The following is a 16,852-nucleotide window of genomic DNA, read 5'->3' as shown; positions in this document are numbered from 1 at the left end:
GCGGATGATCGCGATCAGGCGCAGGCGGGGCAGAGGCAGTGAGTAGAACCAGCCGTCGTCCAGCAGGTGGATGCGTCGCAGGCCTCCGGTGATTCCTTTGCGGCCCCCTTCGCCGACGATGCGATTCCGACCGAAGCAGTCAACGCCGACCTTCGCACCATGGACCGGTTGCGCGACGGACTCGTTCGGGACGACGGCGGGGCGAATTGGACTCCCATGCCGGACCTGAAGGCGATGCCCGCCATGACCACGAACGTCGAGTTCGGCCTCGATGTCGGCACGGGCAGGACGTTGCTGGGCTGCCCGCCCGACTGCCCCAACCCCGAACGCAACCGCTGCTTGATCTACGTCGCACACCGCCACGGCGCACCGGTCCGCACCACCCTCACCAACACCGCACGGCAGCCCTCGCCCTCGTCTTCACCGCCCACCCGAGCAGCTCCGATGAGCGCCGCATGTTCCGGCGCTGCGCCACACCGCCCGCCACCGGCCTTGACCCCGAGGACCAGGTCGTCGTTGCCCGGTTCCCTACGACGCTCCCCGCCTTACGCTCCCCGGAGCCGTGGACGCCCGGTAGCGGTCAGGACGTCGCCGTGCGCATCGGACCGTTCATCGAGCGGGCCGACCCCACGTCTACTCGGCGGCGTTGGAACCAGATCCCGCAACGCCTTCGGCCAGCTTCTTGAGAGTCAGAAGTTGCTTTCGCATCATCACGAGATCGCCGTAGGCGAGGAGCCGCCGACGCAGCCTTCGGCCCGCTGTTTCCCCGACCTCCGCGACGACTTTGACGACCAGACGAGAGCCGTCGCCGTGTCGACGCACCGTGTAGCTCACGGCCATCTGGCCGTGCTGCCTGGCCAATGCCTCGGGAAGCAGGCCGGTGATGTGCTCGCCGGTCGTGAAGCCGGCGATCTCGAAGACGAGGAACGGCTGTCCGACGGACAGGTCGGGCAGCTCCGGGAGAAGCACGTGCGGACTCTTGCGGCCGCGGAAGCCGATCCAGTCGTAGCTGTACGGAGCAACGCTCAACTGGCGGACCCACCGGAAGACGAGGCCAGGCGGTGCCGCGACGTCGACGGCCCGTGTCCAGCCCTCGGACCGGGCCGTCACCAGGAGGTCGCATGGATACGGCGCACTCTGCTCCGCGTTCGTGGCGCCCCAGACCCTCCCGGTCAAGTCCATGCCACGACCCTATCGCCCGCAGCCGTCCAGGACGGGTAGGCGCTTGACCAGCCGTCCGAACATCAGGTTGCGGCGGCCCGGGCGCCTGCCGGGGGCCGCAGGGGCGGCACGGCGCAGAGTCGAGCTGCTGCACGTCACGGCAGGCACGGCTGCCTGGTGATGCGTTCACCCACCCCGGGGTGCTCCGGGCGCTGGTGGCATCCGCGTTGCCGGCCCCGGTCTGCGCACTGATCGGTCTGGGGCTCGGCGTCCTGATCCGGCGCAGCGCCGCGACCATGGTCACCAGCGTCCTCACCCTGCTCATGCTGCCCCCCGTGTTCTCGGCGAGCGATCGCTGGTCGGCGGACATCAACCACGCGATGGTGTCGGCCGCCTGGAAGCGCCTGGTTCAGAACTGGGAGCCGGATCCCGGATCCCTGGGCTACACCGCCACGGTCCCCGGCTCCTGGATCGTGTAGCGCTCTGGCCGCTGATCGCGGTCGCACTCGCCGTACTCGTCGTGAGACGCCGCGACGTGTGAGCGTGCCCTCGAAGCGCGCACATCGTGCCCGGAGGCACGCTGGGGCGAGGACCGGCAGGGGCCTTGACCCCGCGTCCTGGACACGGGTCGTGCGGCTGGTGTCGGGGTTGTCGATGTCGTTCGAGGGCCGTCTCGTAGGCGATAGGCGATCAGGCTCGTGGGCAGACGGACGCGGGCTCTGCGATAGGCGTCGGTGGGCGCACAGGGTTTCGCCTAAGGTGATCCTCTCGGGGGGCGGGGCAAGGTCAGGGCGATTCCGGGGCGGGTACGGGGCTGTCGCAGGCGACCCCGTGTGAGGCCTTCCGCCCTGGGTCGGCCGTGCCGGCCCCCTCCGCGGCGCACGCGTCCCGCAGGTGAGGAAGGAATCGGCGTGAGTTTCGGCGGTCAGAATCCGTACGGCCCGACGTGGCACCCGCACAACGGCCAGGCACCGCCACCGCCGGGCATGCCACCGCAGGCCGGCCCCTACCCGTACTACTCGTACCCGGCCTCGAACCCGTACACGGTGCCCGGCCAGTACCCGTACCCCGGGGCGCCGACCTCCTACCCCTACGGGCCGCCACGGCCCCGATCGCTGGGGCAGCAGTTCCGCGACGGGGACTGGCCGACGCTGCGGGAACTGCTGCGACGCACCCGCGTCCCCGGGTGCGCGTGGGTCGCGGTCCTGTTCTGCTTCTCTCCCGTGCTGCTGTTCCTCCTCCTCTACCCGCTGGTCCGCTCGGCCCGCGTGCGGGCACACGCCACGTTCCCCGCGCACGCCTACCTACGCGTCCCCGACCCGCAGGTACTGCGCGTGCAGAAGACCAGGGCCCTGGTGGCCCTGGTCGCGTCCTCGCTGATCCTCGTCGTCTACGGAACCGAGGCGGACTTCGCCGAGCTCCAGGGGCAGTACACGCTGCGGCTCGCCATCACACCGTGGCTGCTGCTCCTCACCGCGCCCGCGGTGATCCTGCTCCTGTTCCGGCTCGCACCCGAGGCCGCGAGGCCGGGCATGCGGACCCGCCTGCGGCCCGCCGTGCGCTCGGCCCTCCGCTACTTCGGCGCGTTCACGGCCGTGCCGCTGCTCTTCGTGGGCGTGATGCTGCTCGGCGAAGTACTGCCCTCCCCGCTGATCACGCTCGCCCTGCTCCTGGCTCCCTTGTGGCTGCTGCTCTTCGTCGGCTTCGCCTCCCCGACGGTGGTCCGCCACGCCTTCGGCACCTCCGAGGTACACGCCGCGCTTCCGGCCCTGCTCACGGGCGTACTGGTCTGGGAACTCGCCGCCATCAACCTGGCCGTGACCGGAATGCCACCCGGCCCGCCGTTCCTCCAGATCAGCGCCCTGATCGGCGGACCGGCATCCGTCTCGGCGGTGGCCTGGTGGGAGATCTCCCGTCTGCGCACGAGGTACGGCGTGAGGCTACGGAGCCGTTAGGGCCGCCCGCTGCTCCGGACGACACGTCAGCAGGCCCCGTTTCACAGACGCGTTGACGGCTGCGACGGGCTGCGGTGGCGTGACGGCGTTCTCCACACCGGGCGAGGGCGCGGCGCGACGCGCGTCGCGCCACAGCCGCCGCGTTCCGGCCGCGTCCGTTCGGTCGTGACCCCTCCCGCATAATGACGGAGCCGCGGAACAGGAGGCATCGGGTGCGGGTACGGGAACGGATCGAAGGCCGTTACGAGCTGGAGGAACTGCTCGGCAGCGGAGGCTTCGGGGAGGTGTGGCGAGCCTGGGACAACCGGGTCGGCCGGTGGATCGCCGTCAAGATCGGTTACCCCGGTTCCGCTGACGACGTCCGCCGGCTGGAGCGGGAGGCGAACCTCGCGGGGAACCTCTCGCACCCGAACATCGCCACCGTCCACGACGTGGGCCGCGGCCTGCGGGAAGGCCAGGACATGGTCTTCCTGGTCATGGAGCTGGTCCAGGGAAACACCCTCGCCGCCATCCTGAGGTCCGGTCTCCCCGAGGTCGCGGACGTCCTGGAGTGGGCGGCGCGCATCGCCGACGCGCTCGGCACCGCACACCGGGCGGGCATCGTGCACCGGGACGTCAAGCCCGCCAACGTGATGGTCACCGAGAGCGGGGTCGTGAAGGTCCTCGACTTCGGCATCGCCAAGGCCCAGGGCGGACCGGCACCGGCCCTCACGAACCTGACGGCCACCGGCATGATCATCGGCTCGTTCCCCTACATGGCTCCGGAGCGCTGGACCGGCGGCGCGGACGGGGTTCCCGTGGACGGGCGCGCCGACCTCTACGCCCTGGGCTGCGTCATGGCCGAACTGCTCACCGGGCGGCTGCCGTTCACCGGTGGCGAGCTGCACGAGCTGCTGGCCCAACACCTCCAGGTCCCGCCGCCCGCCCCGAGCCGGCTGCGCCCCGGGATACCCGCCGAGCTCGACCGGCTGGTCCTGGACCTGCTCGCCAAGGACCCCCGGCAGCGTCCCGCCGACGCGGAGGAGGTGCTCCGCCGCCTGGGGAACATCGCGCACGCGCGGCCCGCCGTCCCGGCCTGGCCCGCCGCCGGCAACCCGCCCGCGACCGTTGTGGACACTCCCGGGCCGATCCCGCCGCGCCCCTCCCACCTTCCGACGGTCCACGAGGCCGCACTCGATGTCCGCACCCCGGCCGACCCGACGGGCGACCCGGTCCGCCTCCTGCTGGACCGGCGTCTCGAACAGCTCGTGGCGACCCGCTACGACAGTCCGGTCGGCTACGGCGACCGGCTGCGCGTGCTCGCGCACGACCTCACCGCGGAACTCGGCCCCGACGACTGGCTGACCGTGGAGGCCACGACCCTGTGGGCGTGGGCCGTCCGCCGAGAGATACCGGACGTGCTCGAACGGATCCTGCCGCGCATGATGCGGGTGTTCGGAGCGGACCACCGCGAGACCATCACCGCACGCGTCATGTGCGTCGGCGAGGCGGCGGCGCACGGCCTCGGCGACGGCCGCCGGTACGAGGGCGAACTCCTCGAGGTCATCGAACAGGCCACCCGGGTGCTCGGCCCCTCCGACTCCGTCACCCTGGCGGCTCGCTACTACCTGGCCTGCGCCTCGTACCGCGGTTCCGGAGTCCTGGACGAGACGTGGGCGCGGCGCACTCCCGAGGAAGCGGCCCGACAGTACGCCCTGCTGGCACCGCTCGTGCCGGAGCTGCTGTCGGCGGACGACGACCGGGGCGCGTCGGACGACCTGCGCTACCGGGTGGTGCACAACGCGTGGCTGACCGGCGATTTCCATACGGCCGCCGCCCTGTACCGCCAGATCTACCCCAACCTGGGCGAGCTCGCCGAGCGGGGCGACGCGGAGGTGGCGTACCGGGTGGCCCGCAGCATCGGTGAGGCGGGGGACCCCGAGCAGGCCCTGGCCATGATCCAGCCGCTGCTCCCCCGGGTGGAGTCCGCCTTCGGCGGCAGCCACTGGCTGACGCGGGAGGCGACGGAGGCCCGCAAGCGGTTCCGCAAGGCGGAGCGGGAGCACCGGCGTGCTTCGGGTTCGAGCCGCTCGTGGGGGTTCGGCCCGCGCTGACGGGCCTTGACCCCGAACTCTGAACCCGGGCCATGCCGCGCCCTCAAGTCATGCCCAGAAGGCTTCGGTGACGGCGAGTCGGGGTTCGGCGTGCCGGCGGAGGGAGTGTCGGAGCGACCCGATCCAGGCCGGCCTCCGCACCGGGTGCTCCTCCGCGTCATCGGCGCCGGCACGAACGCGGCGTACGGGGGTGCGGGGGGCGTGGGGCGGGGGGCTGTTTCGCGGATCTTCACCGGGATCGGGGGCGGGTTCGCGCTCGCGCCTCTGCCCGCGGGGAGGGGCGGAACCCCGAGGCGGCCCCATGCCGACGTCGGCGGATCGTCGGGGTCGGTTCCCCCTGCGGGACGATGCCCCGGTGCGGGACCGGAGCGAGAGTGGACGGCATGCGCACCCCCTCATCGAAGACCACCGTGGCGGCTCTCGTCCTCGCCCTGTCCCTCGGCGCGGGCACCGCCGCCGCCGTCCCCTCGACGTCACCGTCGCGAACCGACGCGCCCGTACGGTTCGAACTGCCCGAACCGACCGGCCGCCTGGCCGTCGGCGCGACCGAACTCCACCTCGTCGACGACGACCGGGTCGATCCCTGGGTCACCGACCGGAAACGTGAACTCATGGTCACCGTCTGGTATCCGGCCCGTCCGAGCGGCCATCCCCGGCAGCCGTACCTACGGCCGGGTGCCGCGCGCTCCGTGGACGAGTCGGGCTCCTTCGGCCTGGCCCTCCCCGGTCGAGTGGACTGGGCCGGCGTCCGGACGGCCGCCGCGTCGGGGGCACCGGCCGACGGGCGCGCGAAGCGTCCGGTCGTGCTGTACTCGCCGGGCCTCGGCATGCCCCGGGCCCTGGGTACCTCGACCGCCGTGGGGCTGGCGAGCCGCGGCTACGTGGTGGTCGCCATGGACCACACCCACGAGTCCACTCCGGTGGAGTTCCCGAACGGACGCGTCGAACTGCGGAAGGAACCGATGGCTGGAGTCGACACGGTCAAGAAGGCCGTCGACACCAGGGTGCGCGACACCCGGTTCGTCATCGACGAGCTCACCGCGATCGGCGCCGGCCACAACCCCGACGCCGAGGGGCGCAGGCTGCCCGCCGGACTGGGCCGCGCGTTGGACCTCGACCGGATCGGCATGTACGGCCACTCGGCCGGCGGCATCACCGCGGCCGAGGCCATGCGCGTGGACCGCCGCGTCGACGCCGGCATCAACATGGACGGCACGCTCCAGTACAGCGGCACCGAGTTCCTTCCCGTGGCCCTCGAAGGACTCGACCGTCCGTTCATGCTCATGGGGAAGGCGAGCCAGACCCACCTGAACAAACCGTCCTGGCAGTCGTTCTGGGACCGCTCGACCGGCTGGAAGCGCGACCTGAGCCTGGAGGAGGGCGGCCACTTCAGCTACACGGACGCACAGACCATCGTGCCCGCGCTGGACGAACGACTGGACATACCCGCGCAGACACGCGAACAGTTCATCGGCACCGTCGACCCCCGCCACAGCACCACGGCCCAGCGGGCCTACACCACCGCGTTCTTCGACCACATGCTGCTGGGACGCCCGCGCCCCCTGCTGGACGCGCCCTCCGCGGACCACCCCGCCGTCCGCTTCATCGGATGACTCCTCCGGCGCAGCAGGCTCGGCGCGGGCCCGTTCCGCTCTGACGGACATCGGCGGGGCCTCGACCGCGTGACGGGGCGCGCCCGTCAACCGAGGGCCGCGGTGTCATTCCCCGAACCTGCGGGGAGGCGCGGAGCTCGGCCACGGGCCCTGGAGACCGGTGCTGGTGGGGCGCGCGCGACGGTCGAGGTGGGGCGCGTGCGCCGGTCCGCGCGCACGAGTGCGCCGGAGGCGCCCCGTTCGGTGCCAGCATGCGTCGCGAACAGCGTTTCGCGCGACGAGAGGTCGGTACGTGGTACCTCAGGCAACCCGGAACCCCACCCGGCAGCCCTCCTGTGGGCAGCGGGCGACATCGGCAGACGCCGACGGCCCCCCCGACGGATCCCCCGACGGATCCCCCGACGGCGCGAACGCTTCCGCCGCCGGCGTACCCGGCCCCGCACGGCCCGGGCCGCCCCCGGTCGGGAACGCCGGGCGCACCGACACCGAACTGCTCATCGCCGCCTCCGTCCTGCTCGCCGACGCGGCCCTCGCGGCCAAGCGGGCCGGGGCCGACCTCACCGGCGCCCTGGCCGGTGGCCGCTTCGCCCTCCAGGCCCTGCGCCGCCCCGCCTGGGCCGTCGGCGCGGCGGTCTCCTGCGTACGGGCCCTGACCGGGTCCGCCGGCCTCGGCTTCGGGGCGAACGGCGGCGTGGTCGGCGAACTCGCCCGGGTCGCGGGCAACGTGACGCGGCGCCGTCCCGCCGCCGTCGCCATGGCGGTGGACGCCTTCGCCCTGCGCATCGAGGCCGCCACCGTCACCCACCCCAATCTGGATTCCGCCCACGCGCGCCGCCTCACCGGCGCCCTCGTCGCCGGAGACCGGCTGGAGGCGGCCCGCGCCCTGCACGCCCTGGTGGAACGGCTCGGCGTCACCCGCGCGCTGACCACCATCAGCCCGGTGATCATGGAACTGCTGGCGCTGACCGGCCTGTTGGACGAGTACCCCCTCAACGACGAGTTCTCCTGGGTCACCCTCGCGGGTGGCGTCCCCACCACCGACCCCTTCCTCGGCCTGCCCAGCTCCCTCCTCGCGTACCTCAACCCCGGCCCCGGCCACGCCGAGCGCGCCGAGCCCGACCCGATCCTCGCCAAGGTCCTCGGTACGTCCCGCAACGACATCGTCAGCTACGTCAACGACATCGGCGCCCTCGGCAACCACGGTCTGGTCCTGCTGCGCGGCGTCGACTGCGCGGACGGCGCGCGGCGGTACGTACTGTTGCTCCCCGGCACCAGCTTCGCCCTGCTGAGCAACAGCACCCCACAGGACCTGGTCGGCGCCTTCGACGGCTGCCTGCGCACCGACACCACCTACACCCGGGCCGTCAGGAAGCTGCTGCTGCGGGCCGGGGTACCGGCGGGATCCGAGCTGATGCTGGTCGGGCACAGCCTGGGCGGGCTGACCGCGATGAACCTGGCCTCCGACGTGGACGTGGCCTCCGAGTACCGGATCACCCATGTGGTCACGCTCGGGTCCCCGATCGACAACAAGCGGCCCGCCGACCACACCACGCGGGTCGTCAGCCTGGTCAACAAGCACGACGTAATCCCGATGCTGGACGGTCGCGGCCCCGCCTCCCCGAACGACATCCCGGACGGCTGGCTGGAGTTGGCCTGGCTCGACGAGACGTACGACTACCCCCTCTCGCACGCCCCGCAGGCGTACTCGGACAGCCTGCGCGGCGAGATGGCTCCCTACCGCGAGCAGGTGAACGCGCTGATCGGCCGTTATGACGGCGAGATCACCGACAACCAGCCCTACATGCTGCGCGACAGGTGACCCACGGCCGGCCCACCCGCTCCCCCGCGCCCCCAGGCGCGCCCCGCACCGCCACACCCCCGCACCGCCGCGCCCCGTCCGTGACCCCGCGTGACCCGAGGGAGAACGCCCCCCGATGACCACCCCCACCACCGCCTGGCCGCTGGAGAACGCCGTGTTCAGCGCGGCCATGCTCGCCCACCGCCTGCCCTGGGCGGACGCCCCCGCCCGCGCCCTGGGCCTGGACTCCCTCACCCGTGAGGGCGCGGCCCGAGCGGTCCTCGACCATCTGCGCCGCAGCCGCTCCGGACGCCCCGTCCGGCTGCGGACCCCGTTCGGTTCGTTCCTCGTCCCGCTCGACCCCGCCGACGCCGCCGCCCTGTTGGCCGCGGGAGCCTCCGCCGACGCCCTGGCCCCCGCCGTACGCCTCGACGCCGCGGGCCGGCGGCACGGTCTGCACCCCCACGTCCCGCTGCCGCGGGATTTCGCGCCGCCCGTGCCGGATCCGACCGGGGCGCAGGCCGAGGAACTGGGGCGGCTCGCCGGGGCCGCCCACCGCGACGGCCGGGCCCTGCCCTGGCAGGTCTGGCGGTCCGGGCTGTCGCGCGCGGCCCGCAGGGTGGTCGTGGGCGAGGCGGCCGCGGACGACACCCTGCTCAGCGAGCTGCTGTCGCGGACCGCGGCCGCCTCGGGCAGCCGCGCCCACACCGCCCGGGACGCCGCGCTGCACCGCAGGATCGCCCCGTATCTGACCGACCCGGAGCCCGGCACCGTGGCGTCCGCCCTCGCCCGTCCGCCGGTCGCCGGACCGGGCGTGCCGGCCGCCCGTACGGAGGGCTCGGGGGCCGCCGAGGAGGCCGGGCGCGCGGCGGCGCTGGCCCACACCCTGGCCGTGGTCTCGGTGGCGGCCGTCGACACCGCCCTCCAGGCCCTCGCCCTCCACGCGGCGGGCGTCCCCGGAGCGGCCTGCGACCCTGCCGGGGCGGTGGCCCTCGCCCTGGACCGCTTCCCGCCGGTGGAGGCCGCGGTGCACGGCGTGCGGGCCGGCTTTGTCTGGGAGGGGCTCGCGGTCGAATCCGGTACCGAGATCCTGGCCGCCCCGGGCTGGTTCCGGACGGACCGGACGGGCCGGACGGACGCGGGATGGGCCGCTCAGGTCTCCCCGCTGTGCGGGTCCGCCACCGGCTGCGCGGCCGAGGCGTTCGCCGTGCGGGTCGCCGAGGCGATCGTCCGGTTCTTCACCGAAACCGCCCCGCCCGTTCTGCTGTCCCCGTCCCTCACCCCGGACCGGGTGTCGCTCACCCTGCCCCCGCACACCCTGCTGCTCGCGTTCCCCTCCCCCGGCACCGCCCCCGGTACGGCGGGCGCTCCGGGCCCGTCCACGTTCGCGGTGCGGGCGGGCGCCGACGCCGACCGGCTCGACGCCCTCTCCCGGGACCTCGCCGACTGCGCCGCCGCACCGGGCTGGAGCGGTGACGAGACCGGCGAGGCCTTCCGGATGCGGCTGCTGGACCACGCGGACCGGTGCGCCCGGGCGGCCGCCGACGTCCGTACGGCCGCCCGGCGCCTCACCGGCTGAGGTGCCGGGGCGCCCCGGTCGTCACCGCACCAGGGCGTCCCTCCGCTCCCGATCCCGCTCCACCATCTCCTGCAGGGCGCACTGGACCTCCAACGCGAGCCCTCGGGCCAACGCCGCGCGCTCGCCGAAGGCCCTCGGTCGCTCGGGCGGGACGATCGGCTCACCGATGGTGATCAGCCACTTCGCCGGCAACGGGAAGGGAGAGGTCAACGGGAAGTACGGGAGGTCCAGGAACCTCGCCAGCGCCGGGACCTCCCCCATCCTGGGCGAGGACTCCTCCGCCCCGATGACGGTGACCGGCACGATCGGCGCCCCGGCGTGCAGCGCCGCCACGGCGAACCCGGGGTTGAACGGCTGGAGCCGGTAGCGTTCCCGGAAGGGCTTCTCCAGGCCGGAGAGGCCCTCCGGGAACACCGCGACCAGTTCACCGGCGTCCAGCCGCTGCATCGCCGCCCGCTGGTCCACGGGTACGGCGCCCTGGCGGGCGGCGTACCGGCCCAGCACCGGAAGCCGGAAGACGAACGGCGCGGCCAGGACGGACAACTCCCTGCGCAACGACCGGACCAGGGTCTTCTGAAGGACGAAGGCGTCCAGCCCCCAGGCACCGGAGTGGTTGGCGACGAGCACCGCCGGGCCGTCGGCGGGAATGTTCTCCAGCCCCGACACGTCCAGCCGGAACCAGTCGTCGATGAGCCATTCGAGCAGTTGCTCCCACACGTTCTCTCCGACGTCCGCGGCCATGCTCCGCAGGAACCGCATCTCGCCGCCGGCGACCGCGATGACATCGGTCACGCTCTCGGACACCGAGCCTCCCCCTTCTTCCACACGGGACATCCCTGCGCCCTCACGGCGAGGGCCGTCACGATCAACGTCGCCGAGTGCCTTTTGATCACGTGGATTCGGGGTACTGCCGAATCGACCCTTCGTTCGTCCGGTCGTCCCGCGTCCCGACCCCCGGCTCGTCCCGTGTCCCGACCCCCGGCTCGTCCCGCGTCCCGAACCCCGGCGGACGTGGGCACCGAACGGGAGTCCGCGAGGGGCCGGCTGGGCGGCCCGGGCCGCCCGCGTCCCCTCAGGGTGAGTGGACTAGGCTGCCGGGACTCACCGCGACCGAAGGACACCCATGGCCCGCCCCTACCCCTCCGGAGCGAAGCGGTTCGTCTTCGGCGCCGGTGACGGCAGCACCCAGCAGGTCTCCGCGGGCGATGCCCAGGAAGCCTACGTGGCGTTCTCCGCGTTCTTCCGGAGCCGGAACTCCGACACCTTCACCATCGCCGACGAGGCGACGGGGCAGAGTCTGGTCCTCATGCCCGACCAGGGTGTCGTCGCCCGGGTCGAAGGGGCGGACCGCCCCCGGTCGGAGTACCTCCGGGTCGACCGGGCCAATCGCCACCTGCCGAGCGCGATGCTGTTCTTCGAGAACGGCTACGCCGGCCTCGACCACTTCGGCCAGTGGTTCGGAGACCTCCGCGACCTCGACGCGCCCCCGGAGACCCGGGGCGCCGCCCGCGCCGCCGCGTTCACCACGGAGGCGGCGGCGCTCGAAGAGGTCGGCCGGATCTGGGCGGATTCGGGCATCGTCGACCCGAGCGACCGGTTCCACGTCTTCTTCGACTCCCACGACGTCGACGACGACCGAGCCGAACGAGCCGAGCTGCTCGCCCTCATCGAGTTCCTCGGCCTCGAACGGGTCGACGCTCCGGCCGGCTCCCCCGGCGGCGAGGTGTGGGTGCGTACCGACGCACGGCTGGACGCCGCGTCCGCGCGGTGGTCGTGACGGGGCGCCGAGCCACCGCGCAGGGGGCCTGAACCCATGACCATGAGAGACGTCGTGTTCACCCGCGGCAGCGGGTGGCTGCCGGTCGTGATCCGCGAGGACGGCGGGCTGAGGCTCATGCTCGGTGCCGGGGCCGACACCAACCACGATCCGCGCACGTTCACCTTCCCCGTCGAGGAGTCCCATCTCGCGGTGATCCGGGAGGACCTGCCCCGGCACCTGCTGCTGTGGAGCGCCGTCCTCCCCCTGTGCGACGACGCCGGAACCGGCGGCCCGCTCGACGAGGACGCCGCCGTCGGGCTCCTCGACCCGATCCTCCTCGCCCCGCCCGCGGACGTCGACGCGCTCTTCCGACGCGTCCGGTGGGACAGGAGCCGGCTCGTCGCCCACGGCGCCGACCTCGACCTCCTCGAACGCGGGCAGGTCTGTGCCGCGATGCGGTCGGCGACCGCGACGGCGGACGAGAAGCGGGCCCGGGAGCACCACGCGGACCGCCGTCGCGCCGCCCGCGGAACCGTCCTCGGCCCGCTGGACGCCGCGCTGCTGCGGTACACGGGCCGGTACGCGCACGGCGGCGCGGTTCTCCGCCGGCTGCCCGAAGCCGTCGACGGCGCGCTCCTGCCGGAGGTGATGCGGGTGATCGCCACCGCGGAGCGGGCGTGCGCGGGGATGTGGATCGGCCTCGATCCGCGTCGGGGCAACCGCGCCACGGACAAGCAGGAGTGGGACCGGGTGGCGGCGGCGGTCGAGGCGGCCGTGCGCCGCGCGCACCCGGCGCTCGTCGACGACGCGGTGCGTACGGTGGGCTTCCTGATGTGCACGGAGACCGCGGCCCGCTCCAGGAGCACGTCCGCGCAGGACGACGCGGGCGCCGACGACGCGGGGGCCGACAGCGCGGAGGCCGACAGCGCGGAGGCCGACGGCGACCGGAAGACGGCCCTGTCCTTCACCGACGACAAGGGCGTCGAGAAGAAGTGGTCGCGGGGCGGGCCGCGCAGCGCCGCCACGGAGTTCTGGCAGTTCGTCGCCGATCGATCCGCCGCCGACAACGAGGTGTTCACCATCGAGGACGAGGAGCGGGGCGAGGGGATCCAGCTCCACTTCTACGCGGACTCCGTCGCCCGGATCACGACGACCCGCGCGGGGAGGAAGGGGCGGGATCCGGAGTACCGGGTCGAGTACGGCCTCGTCGACGGGCTCGGCGCGTACCGGAACCTGGTCCGCGCCTTCACCCGCGGCGGCTGCGCCGCACTCGACCCGTACGGTCCCTGGATGTCGGACGTCGCCGAGTTCGAACGCGCCCGCCGAGCCCGGCGTGCCGCCCGCTGACGCCTTCGCGCGCGGGGGTCCGTCGCGAAGATCCTGGTCGTCAGGCGTTTCGGGACGGGGGTCCGCGCGTCCACAACCGCGCCGCCCTTCGGTACCGCGCCGGCCTACGGGTCGGTGGGCGTGACGGCGCCGGCCTCGGCCTGCCCCGGACGCTCCGGTTCGTATCGGCCGGCGGGCGGGCCGCTCGCGGCGGCGAGGGCGAGGGTCGCGACCGCGCCGCCCTCCGGGGCGTTCGCGAAGCTGAGTTCGGCGCCCAGGACCTTCGCCTGCCCGAGCGCGATGGTCAGTCCGAGTCCGTGGCCGCGCCCGCGCTCGGGGGTTCCCGTACGGAAGCGCTGCGGGCCGTCCGTGAGCAGGGTGGCGGGATAGCCGGGCCCGTGGTCCCGTACGCGGATCCGGGCGCCGGTGGTGGTGGCCTCCACGGAGACCTCGACGGGGTCGGCTCCGTGCCGGTGGGCGTTGGTGACGAGGTTGACCACGATCCGTTCCACCCGGCGCGGGTCGGTCTCCAGGATCCCGGTGGTGCGGACGGTCACGGCGGTCGGCGTGCCCGTGCGGCGGACGATGTCGGTGACGAGTTCGCCCAGCGGCACCGCGTCGGTCCGGGGCCGTTCGGCTCCGGCGTCGAGCCGGGAGATCTCCAGGAGGTCCTCGACCAACCCGTTCAGGGCCCGGGCGCGGTCCCGGACGAGCTCGGCCACCTCGTCGCCCTCCGGGAGGAGCCCGGCCGCGGTGGACAAGCCCATCAGCGGGGTGCGCAGTTCGTGCGCGACGTCGGCGGTGAAGCGGCGCTCGTCCTCCAGTTTCCGCTGGAGGGCCGCGGCCATCTCGTCCACGGCCGCCGACATCTCGGTGATCTCGTCGCGGGCCCGGCCGCCCGGACCGATCCGGGCGTCGAGGTCGCCGTCGGCGATGGCGCGGGCCGTGCGGGAGCCGCGGCGCAGTCTGCGGTTCATCGGTTCGGTGGCCAGGGCGGCGAGCGGTACGACGACCAGCAGGGCGGCGAGCACGGCCTTGACGATGCTGCGGTCCAGGAGTTGGAGGCCGCGTACCTCGGAGCTCATGTCCGTCCGGGCGACGAGCACCCGGCCGCCGTCGACGGGCATGGCCGCCCACGTCCAGTACCAGTTGGGGGGTTTGCGGTCGTTCCAGGTCGCGTACAGGGCGGCCGGGTCCTTGGCGGCGAGCGCCCGTGCGAGCGGCGGGTCGAGCCGCTCCGGTGTGAGGACCTCGACGCCGAGCGGCGCGCTGCCCGTGCGGGTGTACTCGCGCTCCGCGGCCGCCAGGCTCGCGGAGAGGCGTTCGTCGCCGGTGCGCTCGCTCCGTTCGGCCATCGCCCGGTGGACGAGGACGCCGATCACGGCGGCCACCGCGCAGCAGGCGGTAGCGGTCAGGGCGGCGATCTTCCAGCGCAGGGCGCGCGGGTTGAGCAGGGCCATGGGTGCGGGGGTCCCTCAGTCGCGGACGAGTTTGTAGCCGAAGCCCCGGACGGTCTCGATGCGTCCGGCTCCGATCTTCTTGCGCAGCCGCAGCACGCACAGGTCCACGACCCGGGTGTCGCCCTCCCAGCCGTAGTCCCACACGTCCCGCAGGAGACGGCGGCGGTCGAGGACGACGCCGGGGGCCGCCGCGAACTCCAGCAGCAGCCGCAGCTCGGTGGGGGTCAGCGGAACGGGCCGTCCGCCCCGGTGCACCTCCAGTCCGAGGGTGTCCACGGACAGGTCCCCGAAGACCAGCCGCCCGGGGTTCGCCGCGGCCTCCTCGGGGGCGGGCCCTCGACGCGCCGGTTCGGCGGGCTTGAAGGTGGCCCGGCGCAGCAGGGTGCGGATGCGGGCGACGAGGACGGGGGTGTCGACGGGTTTGACGACGTAGTCGTCGGCGCCCGCCTCCAGTCCGGACACCACGTCGAGGGCGTCCCCGCGCGCGGACATCATCAGGACCGGGACCGGGCTCTCCTCGCGGATGCGGCGGCACAGTCCGATGCCGTCGAGTTCGGGCAGCATCACGTCCAGGATCAGCAGGTCGTGCCCGCCGGCCCGGAAGGCCTCCAGGCCGTCCAGTCCGTCCGCGGCCACCGCGACCTGATAGCCGTACCGCTCCAGCGACAGTTGTACGGCGCGGCGGATGGTGGCGTCGTCCTCGACGACGAGGACGCTGACGGGGTCCGGGACCCGGGGTGCCGACACGCCACCTACCTGCTCGGATACGGACATTTACGGAGTCCATCCTAGTCAGTGGGCTTGCGGTGGGGTCACAGCCGGAAGGTGGCGGCGACGGGGAGGTGGTCGCTGCCGGTGGCGGGAAGGGTCCACGAGGAGGTCGCGTCCATCCCCTTCACGAGGATCTGGTCGATGCGGACCACGGGGAACGACGCGGGCCAGGTGAAGCCGAAGCCCGCGCCCGCCTCGCGTTGTGCGGAGGTCAGCCCGGAGGTCACCGGTCGCAGGGCGGAGTCCTCCGCGGTCCCGTTGAAGTCGCCCATCACGACGACCCGGGCCAGCGGCTCGGCCCGTACGGCGGTGGCGAGCTCGCGGGCCGCGTCGTTGCGGCGGGCGGTGGTGAATCCGGCGGTCGGGGTCACGCGTACGGAGGCGAGGTGGGCGGCGTAGACCGCGACGGGGCCGCCCGGGGTCTCCACGGTGGCCCGTACGGCGCGCGTCCACGGCATGATCGGGACCGCTTCCACGCCGCTCATCGGGTGCTTGCTCCACAGGCGGACGCCGAGGGTGTCGGAGCGGTAGGGGTAGCCGGCGGCGAGTTCGCGTTCGTAGACGGGTGTGGCCTTTTCGGACATCTCCTCCAGGGCCAGCACGTCCGCGCCCGACGCGGCGAGCGCTCGCGCGGTCCGGGCGGGATCGGGATTCGCCTCGTCGACGTTGTGGCTGACGACGGTGAGGTTCCCGCCGCCCGACCGCTCGGACCGCTTGTCGGCGAGGGTCCCTCCGAAGAGGAAGCCCCAGACGATCACGGGGGCCAGGGTGGCGGCGGCCGCGAGGCGGGAGCGGCGTACGGCCGCCGCCACGAGGAGGACGGGAACGCTCAGCCCGGCCCAGGGGAGGAAGGTCTGGAAGAGGCTGCCGAGGTTGAGGACGGCGTTCGGGATCCAGGTGTGCAGGGCCATCGTCAGGGCCGCGCACACCGCGCCGGCGGCGATCCACCGGCCCGGGCCGGTGGGGACGAGTGCGCGGGTGGGGGCGTCGGCGAGGGGCGGAGGCGGGCCCGGCGGCCGCTCGTCGGCGTTGGTCTCGGAACGGTACGGGGTGCTGCTCTGCACGGCATTCGCCTTCCGATGTCGCGTACACCGGTGATCGGGTACCGGCACAGCATCGGAGGGGCGCGCTTCCGGGGCGTCAGGAGAGCCCTTCGAGGGCCCTCCGGTTGTGTTTCGGCTGGGTATCGGTCGGTGGTCGGTACGGGGCCGGCGCGCCCCGGGGGGGGCGGGGGGCCCCGGGGGGGGGGGGGGGGGGGCCCCCGCCCCGGGGTGGGCATTACGGTGTGGGCGCACGTCCACCCCATCGAGCCGGGCCACTTGTTAGACCACGTCATG

Annotated in this window: 13 protein-coding genes; 8 read left to right on the top strand and 5 right to left on the bottom strand. The window is 73.6% G+C overall.

Going from position 1 to position 16,852, the window contains the following annotated elements; genetic code table 11:
• Positions 1-633: 633 nt before the first annotated feature.
• The gene (locus ACZ6ZI_RS38160; RefSeq protein ID WP_469529228.1) at positions 634-1,182 is read right to left on the bottom strand and encodes a hypothetical protein; all 549 of its coding nucleotides are present in this window, start codon (positions 1,180-1,182) and stop codon (positions 634-636) included.
• 194 nt (positions 1,183-1,376) lie between these two features.
• Between ACZ6ZI_RS38160 and ACZ6ZI_RS38155 the strand changes: the two genes are divergently transcribed.
• The 6 genes from ACZ6ZI_RS38155 (at position 1,377) to ACZ6ZI_RS38130 (ending at position 10,199) form a co-directional block, all read left to right on the top strand.
• Complete coding sequence (locus ACZ6ZI_RS38155) at positions 1,377-1,640, top strand: hypothetical protein (RefSeq protein WP_469529227.1); 264 nt, start codon at positions 1,377-1,379, stop codon at positions 1,638-1,640.
• 432 nt (positions 1,641-2,072) lie between these two features.
• On the top strand, positions 2,073-3,116 hold the full coding sequence (locus ACZ6ZI_RS38150; protein WP_469529224.1) for a hypothetical protein: 1,044 nt from the start codon (positions 2,073-2,075) through the stop codon (positions 3,114-3,116).
• A 212-nt stretch (positions 3,117-3,328) separates the two neighbouring features.
• The gene (locus tag ACZ6ZI_RS38145) at positions 3,329-5,209 is read left to right on the top strand and encodes a serine/threonine-protein kinase (protein ID WP_469529222.1); all 1,881 of its coding nucleotides are present in this window, start codon (positions 3,329-3,331) and stop codon (positions 5,207-5,209) included.
• Positions 5,210-5,592: 383 nt separating this feature from the next.
• Complete coding sequence (locus ACZ6ZI_RS38140) at positions 5,593-6,822, top strand: alpha/beta hydrolase family protein (protein WP_469529220.1); 1,230 nt, start codon at positions 5,593-5,595, stop codon at positions 6,820-6,822.
• Between the two features lie 292 nt (positions 6,823-7,114).
• Positions 7,115-8,641: a lipase family protein gene (locus ACZ6ZI_RS38135; RefSeq protein ID WP_469529219.1), complete on the top strand. Its 1,527-nt coding sequence runs from the start codon at positions 7,115-7,117 to the stop codon at positions 8,639-8,641.
• A gap of 115 nt (positions 8,642-8,756) precedes the next feature.
• Positions 8,757-10,199, top strand: coding sequence for a hypothetical protein (locus ACZ6ZI_RS38130; RefSeq protein WP_469529217.1), 1,443 nt, complete (start codon positions 8,757-8,759; stop codon positions 10,197-10,199).
• A gap of 21 nt (positions 10,200-10,220) precedes the next feature.
• Here the strand turns inward: ACZ6ZI_RS38130 and ACZ6ZI_RS38125 are convergent, their stop codons facing one another.
• Positions 10,221-11,003 carry a lysophospholipid acyltransferase family protein gene (locus ACZ6ZI_RS38125; RefSeq protein WP_469529216.1) on the bottom strand — a complete coding sequence of 261 codons (783 nt, stop codon included), beginning with the start codon at positions 11,001-11,003 and terminating at the stop codon, positions 10,221-10,223.
• A 319-nt stretch (positions 11,004-11,322) separates the two neighbouring features.
• Here ACZ6ZI_RS38125 and ACZ6ZI_RS38120 point away from each other — a divergent pair, with 319 nt between their 5' ends.
• A complete protein-coding gene (locus tag ACZ6ZI_RS38120; protein WP_469529214.1) occupies positions 11,323-11,976 on the top strand; it encodes a hypothetical protein in 654 nt (217 codons plus the stop codon).
• A 42-nt stretch (positions 11,977-12,018) separates the two neighbouring features.
• A complete protein-coding gene (locus ACZ6ZI_RS38115) occupies positions 12,019-13,305 on the top strand; it encodes a DUF6357 family protein (RefSeq protein WP_469529295.1) in 1,287 nt (428 codons plus the stop codon).
• Between the two features lie 104 nt (positions 13,306-13,409).
• Here ACZ6ZI_RS38115 and ACZ6ZI_RS38110 read toward each other — a convergent pair whose 3' ends face one another.
• The 3 genes from ACZ6ZI_RS38110 to ACZ6ZI_RS38100 are packed head-to-tail and all read right to left on the bottom strand — an operon-like array spanning position 13,410 to position 16,459.
• Positions 13,410-14,744, bottom strand: coding sequence for a sensor histidine kinase (locus tag ACZ6ZI_RS38110; RefSeq protein WP_469529212.1), 1,335 nt, complete (start codon positions 14,742-14,744; stop codon positions 13,410-13,412).
• A 15-nt stretch (positions 14,745-14,759) separates the two neighbouring features.
• Positions 14,760-15,518: a two-component system response regulator CseB gene (gene cseB, locus ACZ6ZI_RS38105; RefSeq protein ID WP_469529210.1), complete on the bottom strand. Its 759-nt coding sequence runs from the start codon at positions 15,516-15,518 to the stop codon at positions 14,760-14,762.
• Positions 15,519-15,556: 38 nt separating this feature from the next.
• Positions 15,557-16,459: an endonuclease/exonuclease/phosphatase family protein gene (locus ACZ6ZI_RS38100; protein WP_469529293.1), complete on the bottom strand. Its 903-nt coding sequence runs from the start codon at positions 16,457-16,459 to the stop codon at positions 15,557-15,559.
• Positions 16,460-16,852: the final 393 nt, after the last annotated feature.

It is taken from the genome of Streptomyces sp. NPDC103540 (assembly GCF_055584445.1).
Note: the sequence above shows the minus strand (reverse complement) of the source record. Positions and strands in the feature narration are given on the sequence as shown.

Bases quoted from the DNA above. Each gene is read 5' to 3' on its own strand.
- ACZ6ZI_RS38160 (WP_469529228.1), bottom strand. From the start codon at position 1,182: ATGGACTTGACCGGGAGGGTCTGGGGCGCCACGAACGCGGAGCAGAGT.
- ACZ6ZI_RS38140 (WP_469529220.1), top strand. From the start codon at position 5,593: ATGCGCACCCCCTCATCGAAGACCACCGTGGCGGCTCTCGTCCTCGCC.
- ACZ6ZI_RS38130 (WP_469529217.1), top strand. From the start codon at position 8,757: ATGACCACCCCCACCACCGCCTGGCCGCTGGAGAACGCCGTGTTCAGC.
- ACZ6ZI_RS38120 (WP_469529214.1), top strand. From the start codon at position 11,323: ATGGCCCGCCCCTACCCCTCCGGAGCGAAGCGGTTCGTCTTCGGCGCC.
- ACZ6ZI_RS38115 (WP_469529295.1), top strand. From the start codon at position 12,019: ATGAGAGACGTCGTGTTCACCCGCGGCAGCGGGTGGCTGCCGGTCGTG.
- ACZ6ZI_RS38110 (WP_469529212.1), bottom strand. From the start codon at position 14,744: ATGGCCCTGCTCAACCCGCGCGCCCTGCGCTGGAAGATCGCCGCCCTG.
- cseB (WP_469529210.1), bottom strand. From the start codon at position 15,518: ATGTCCGTATCCGAGCAGGTAGGTGGCGTGTCGGCACCCCGGGTCCCG.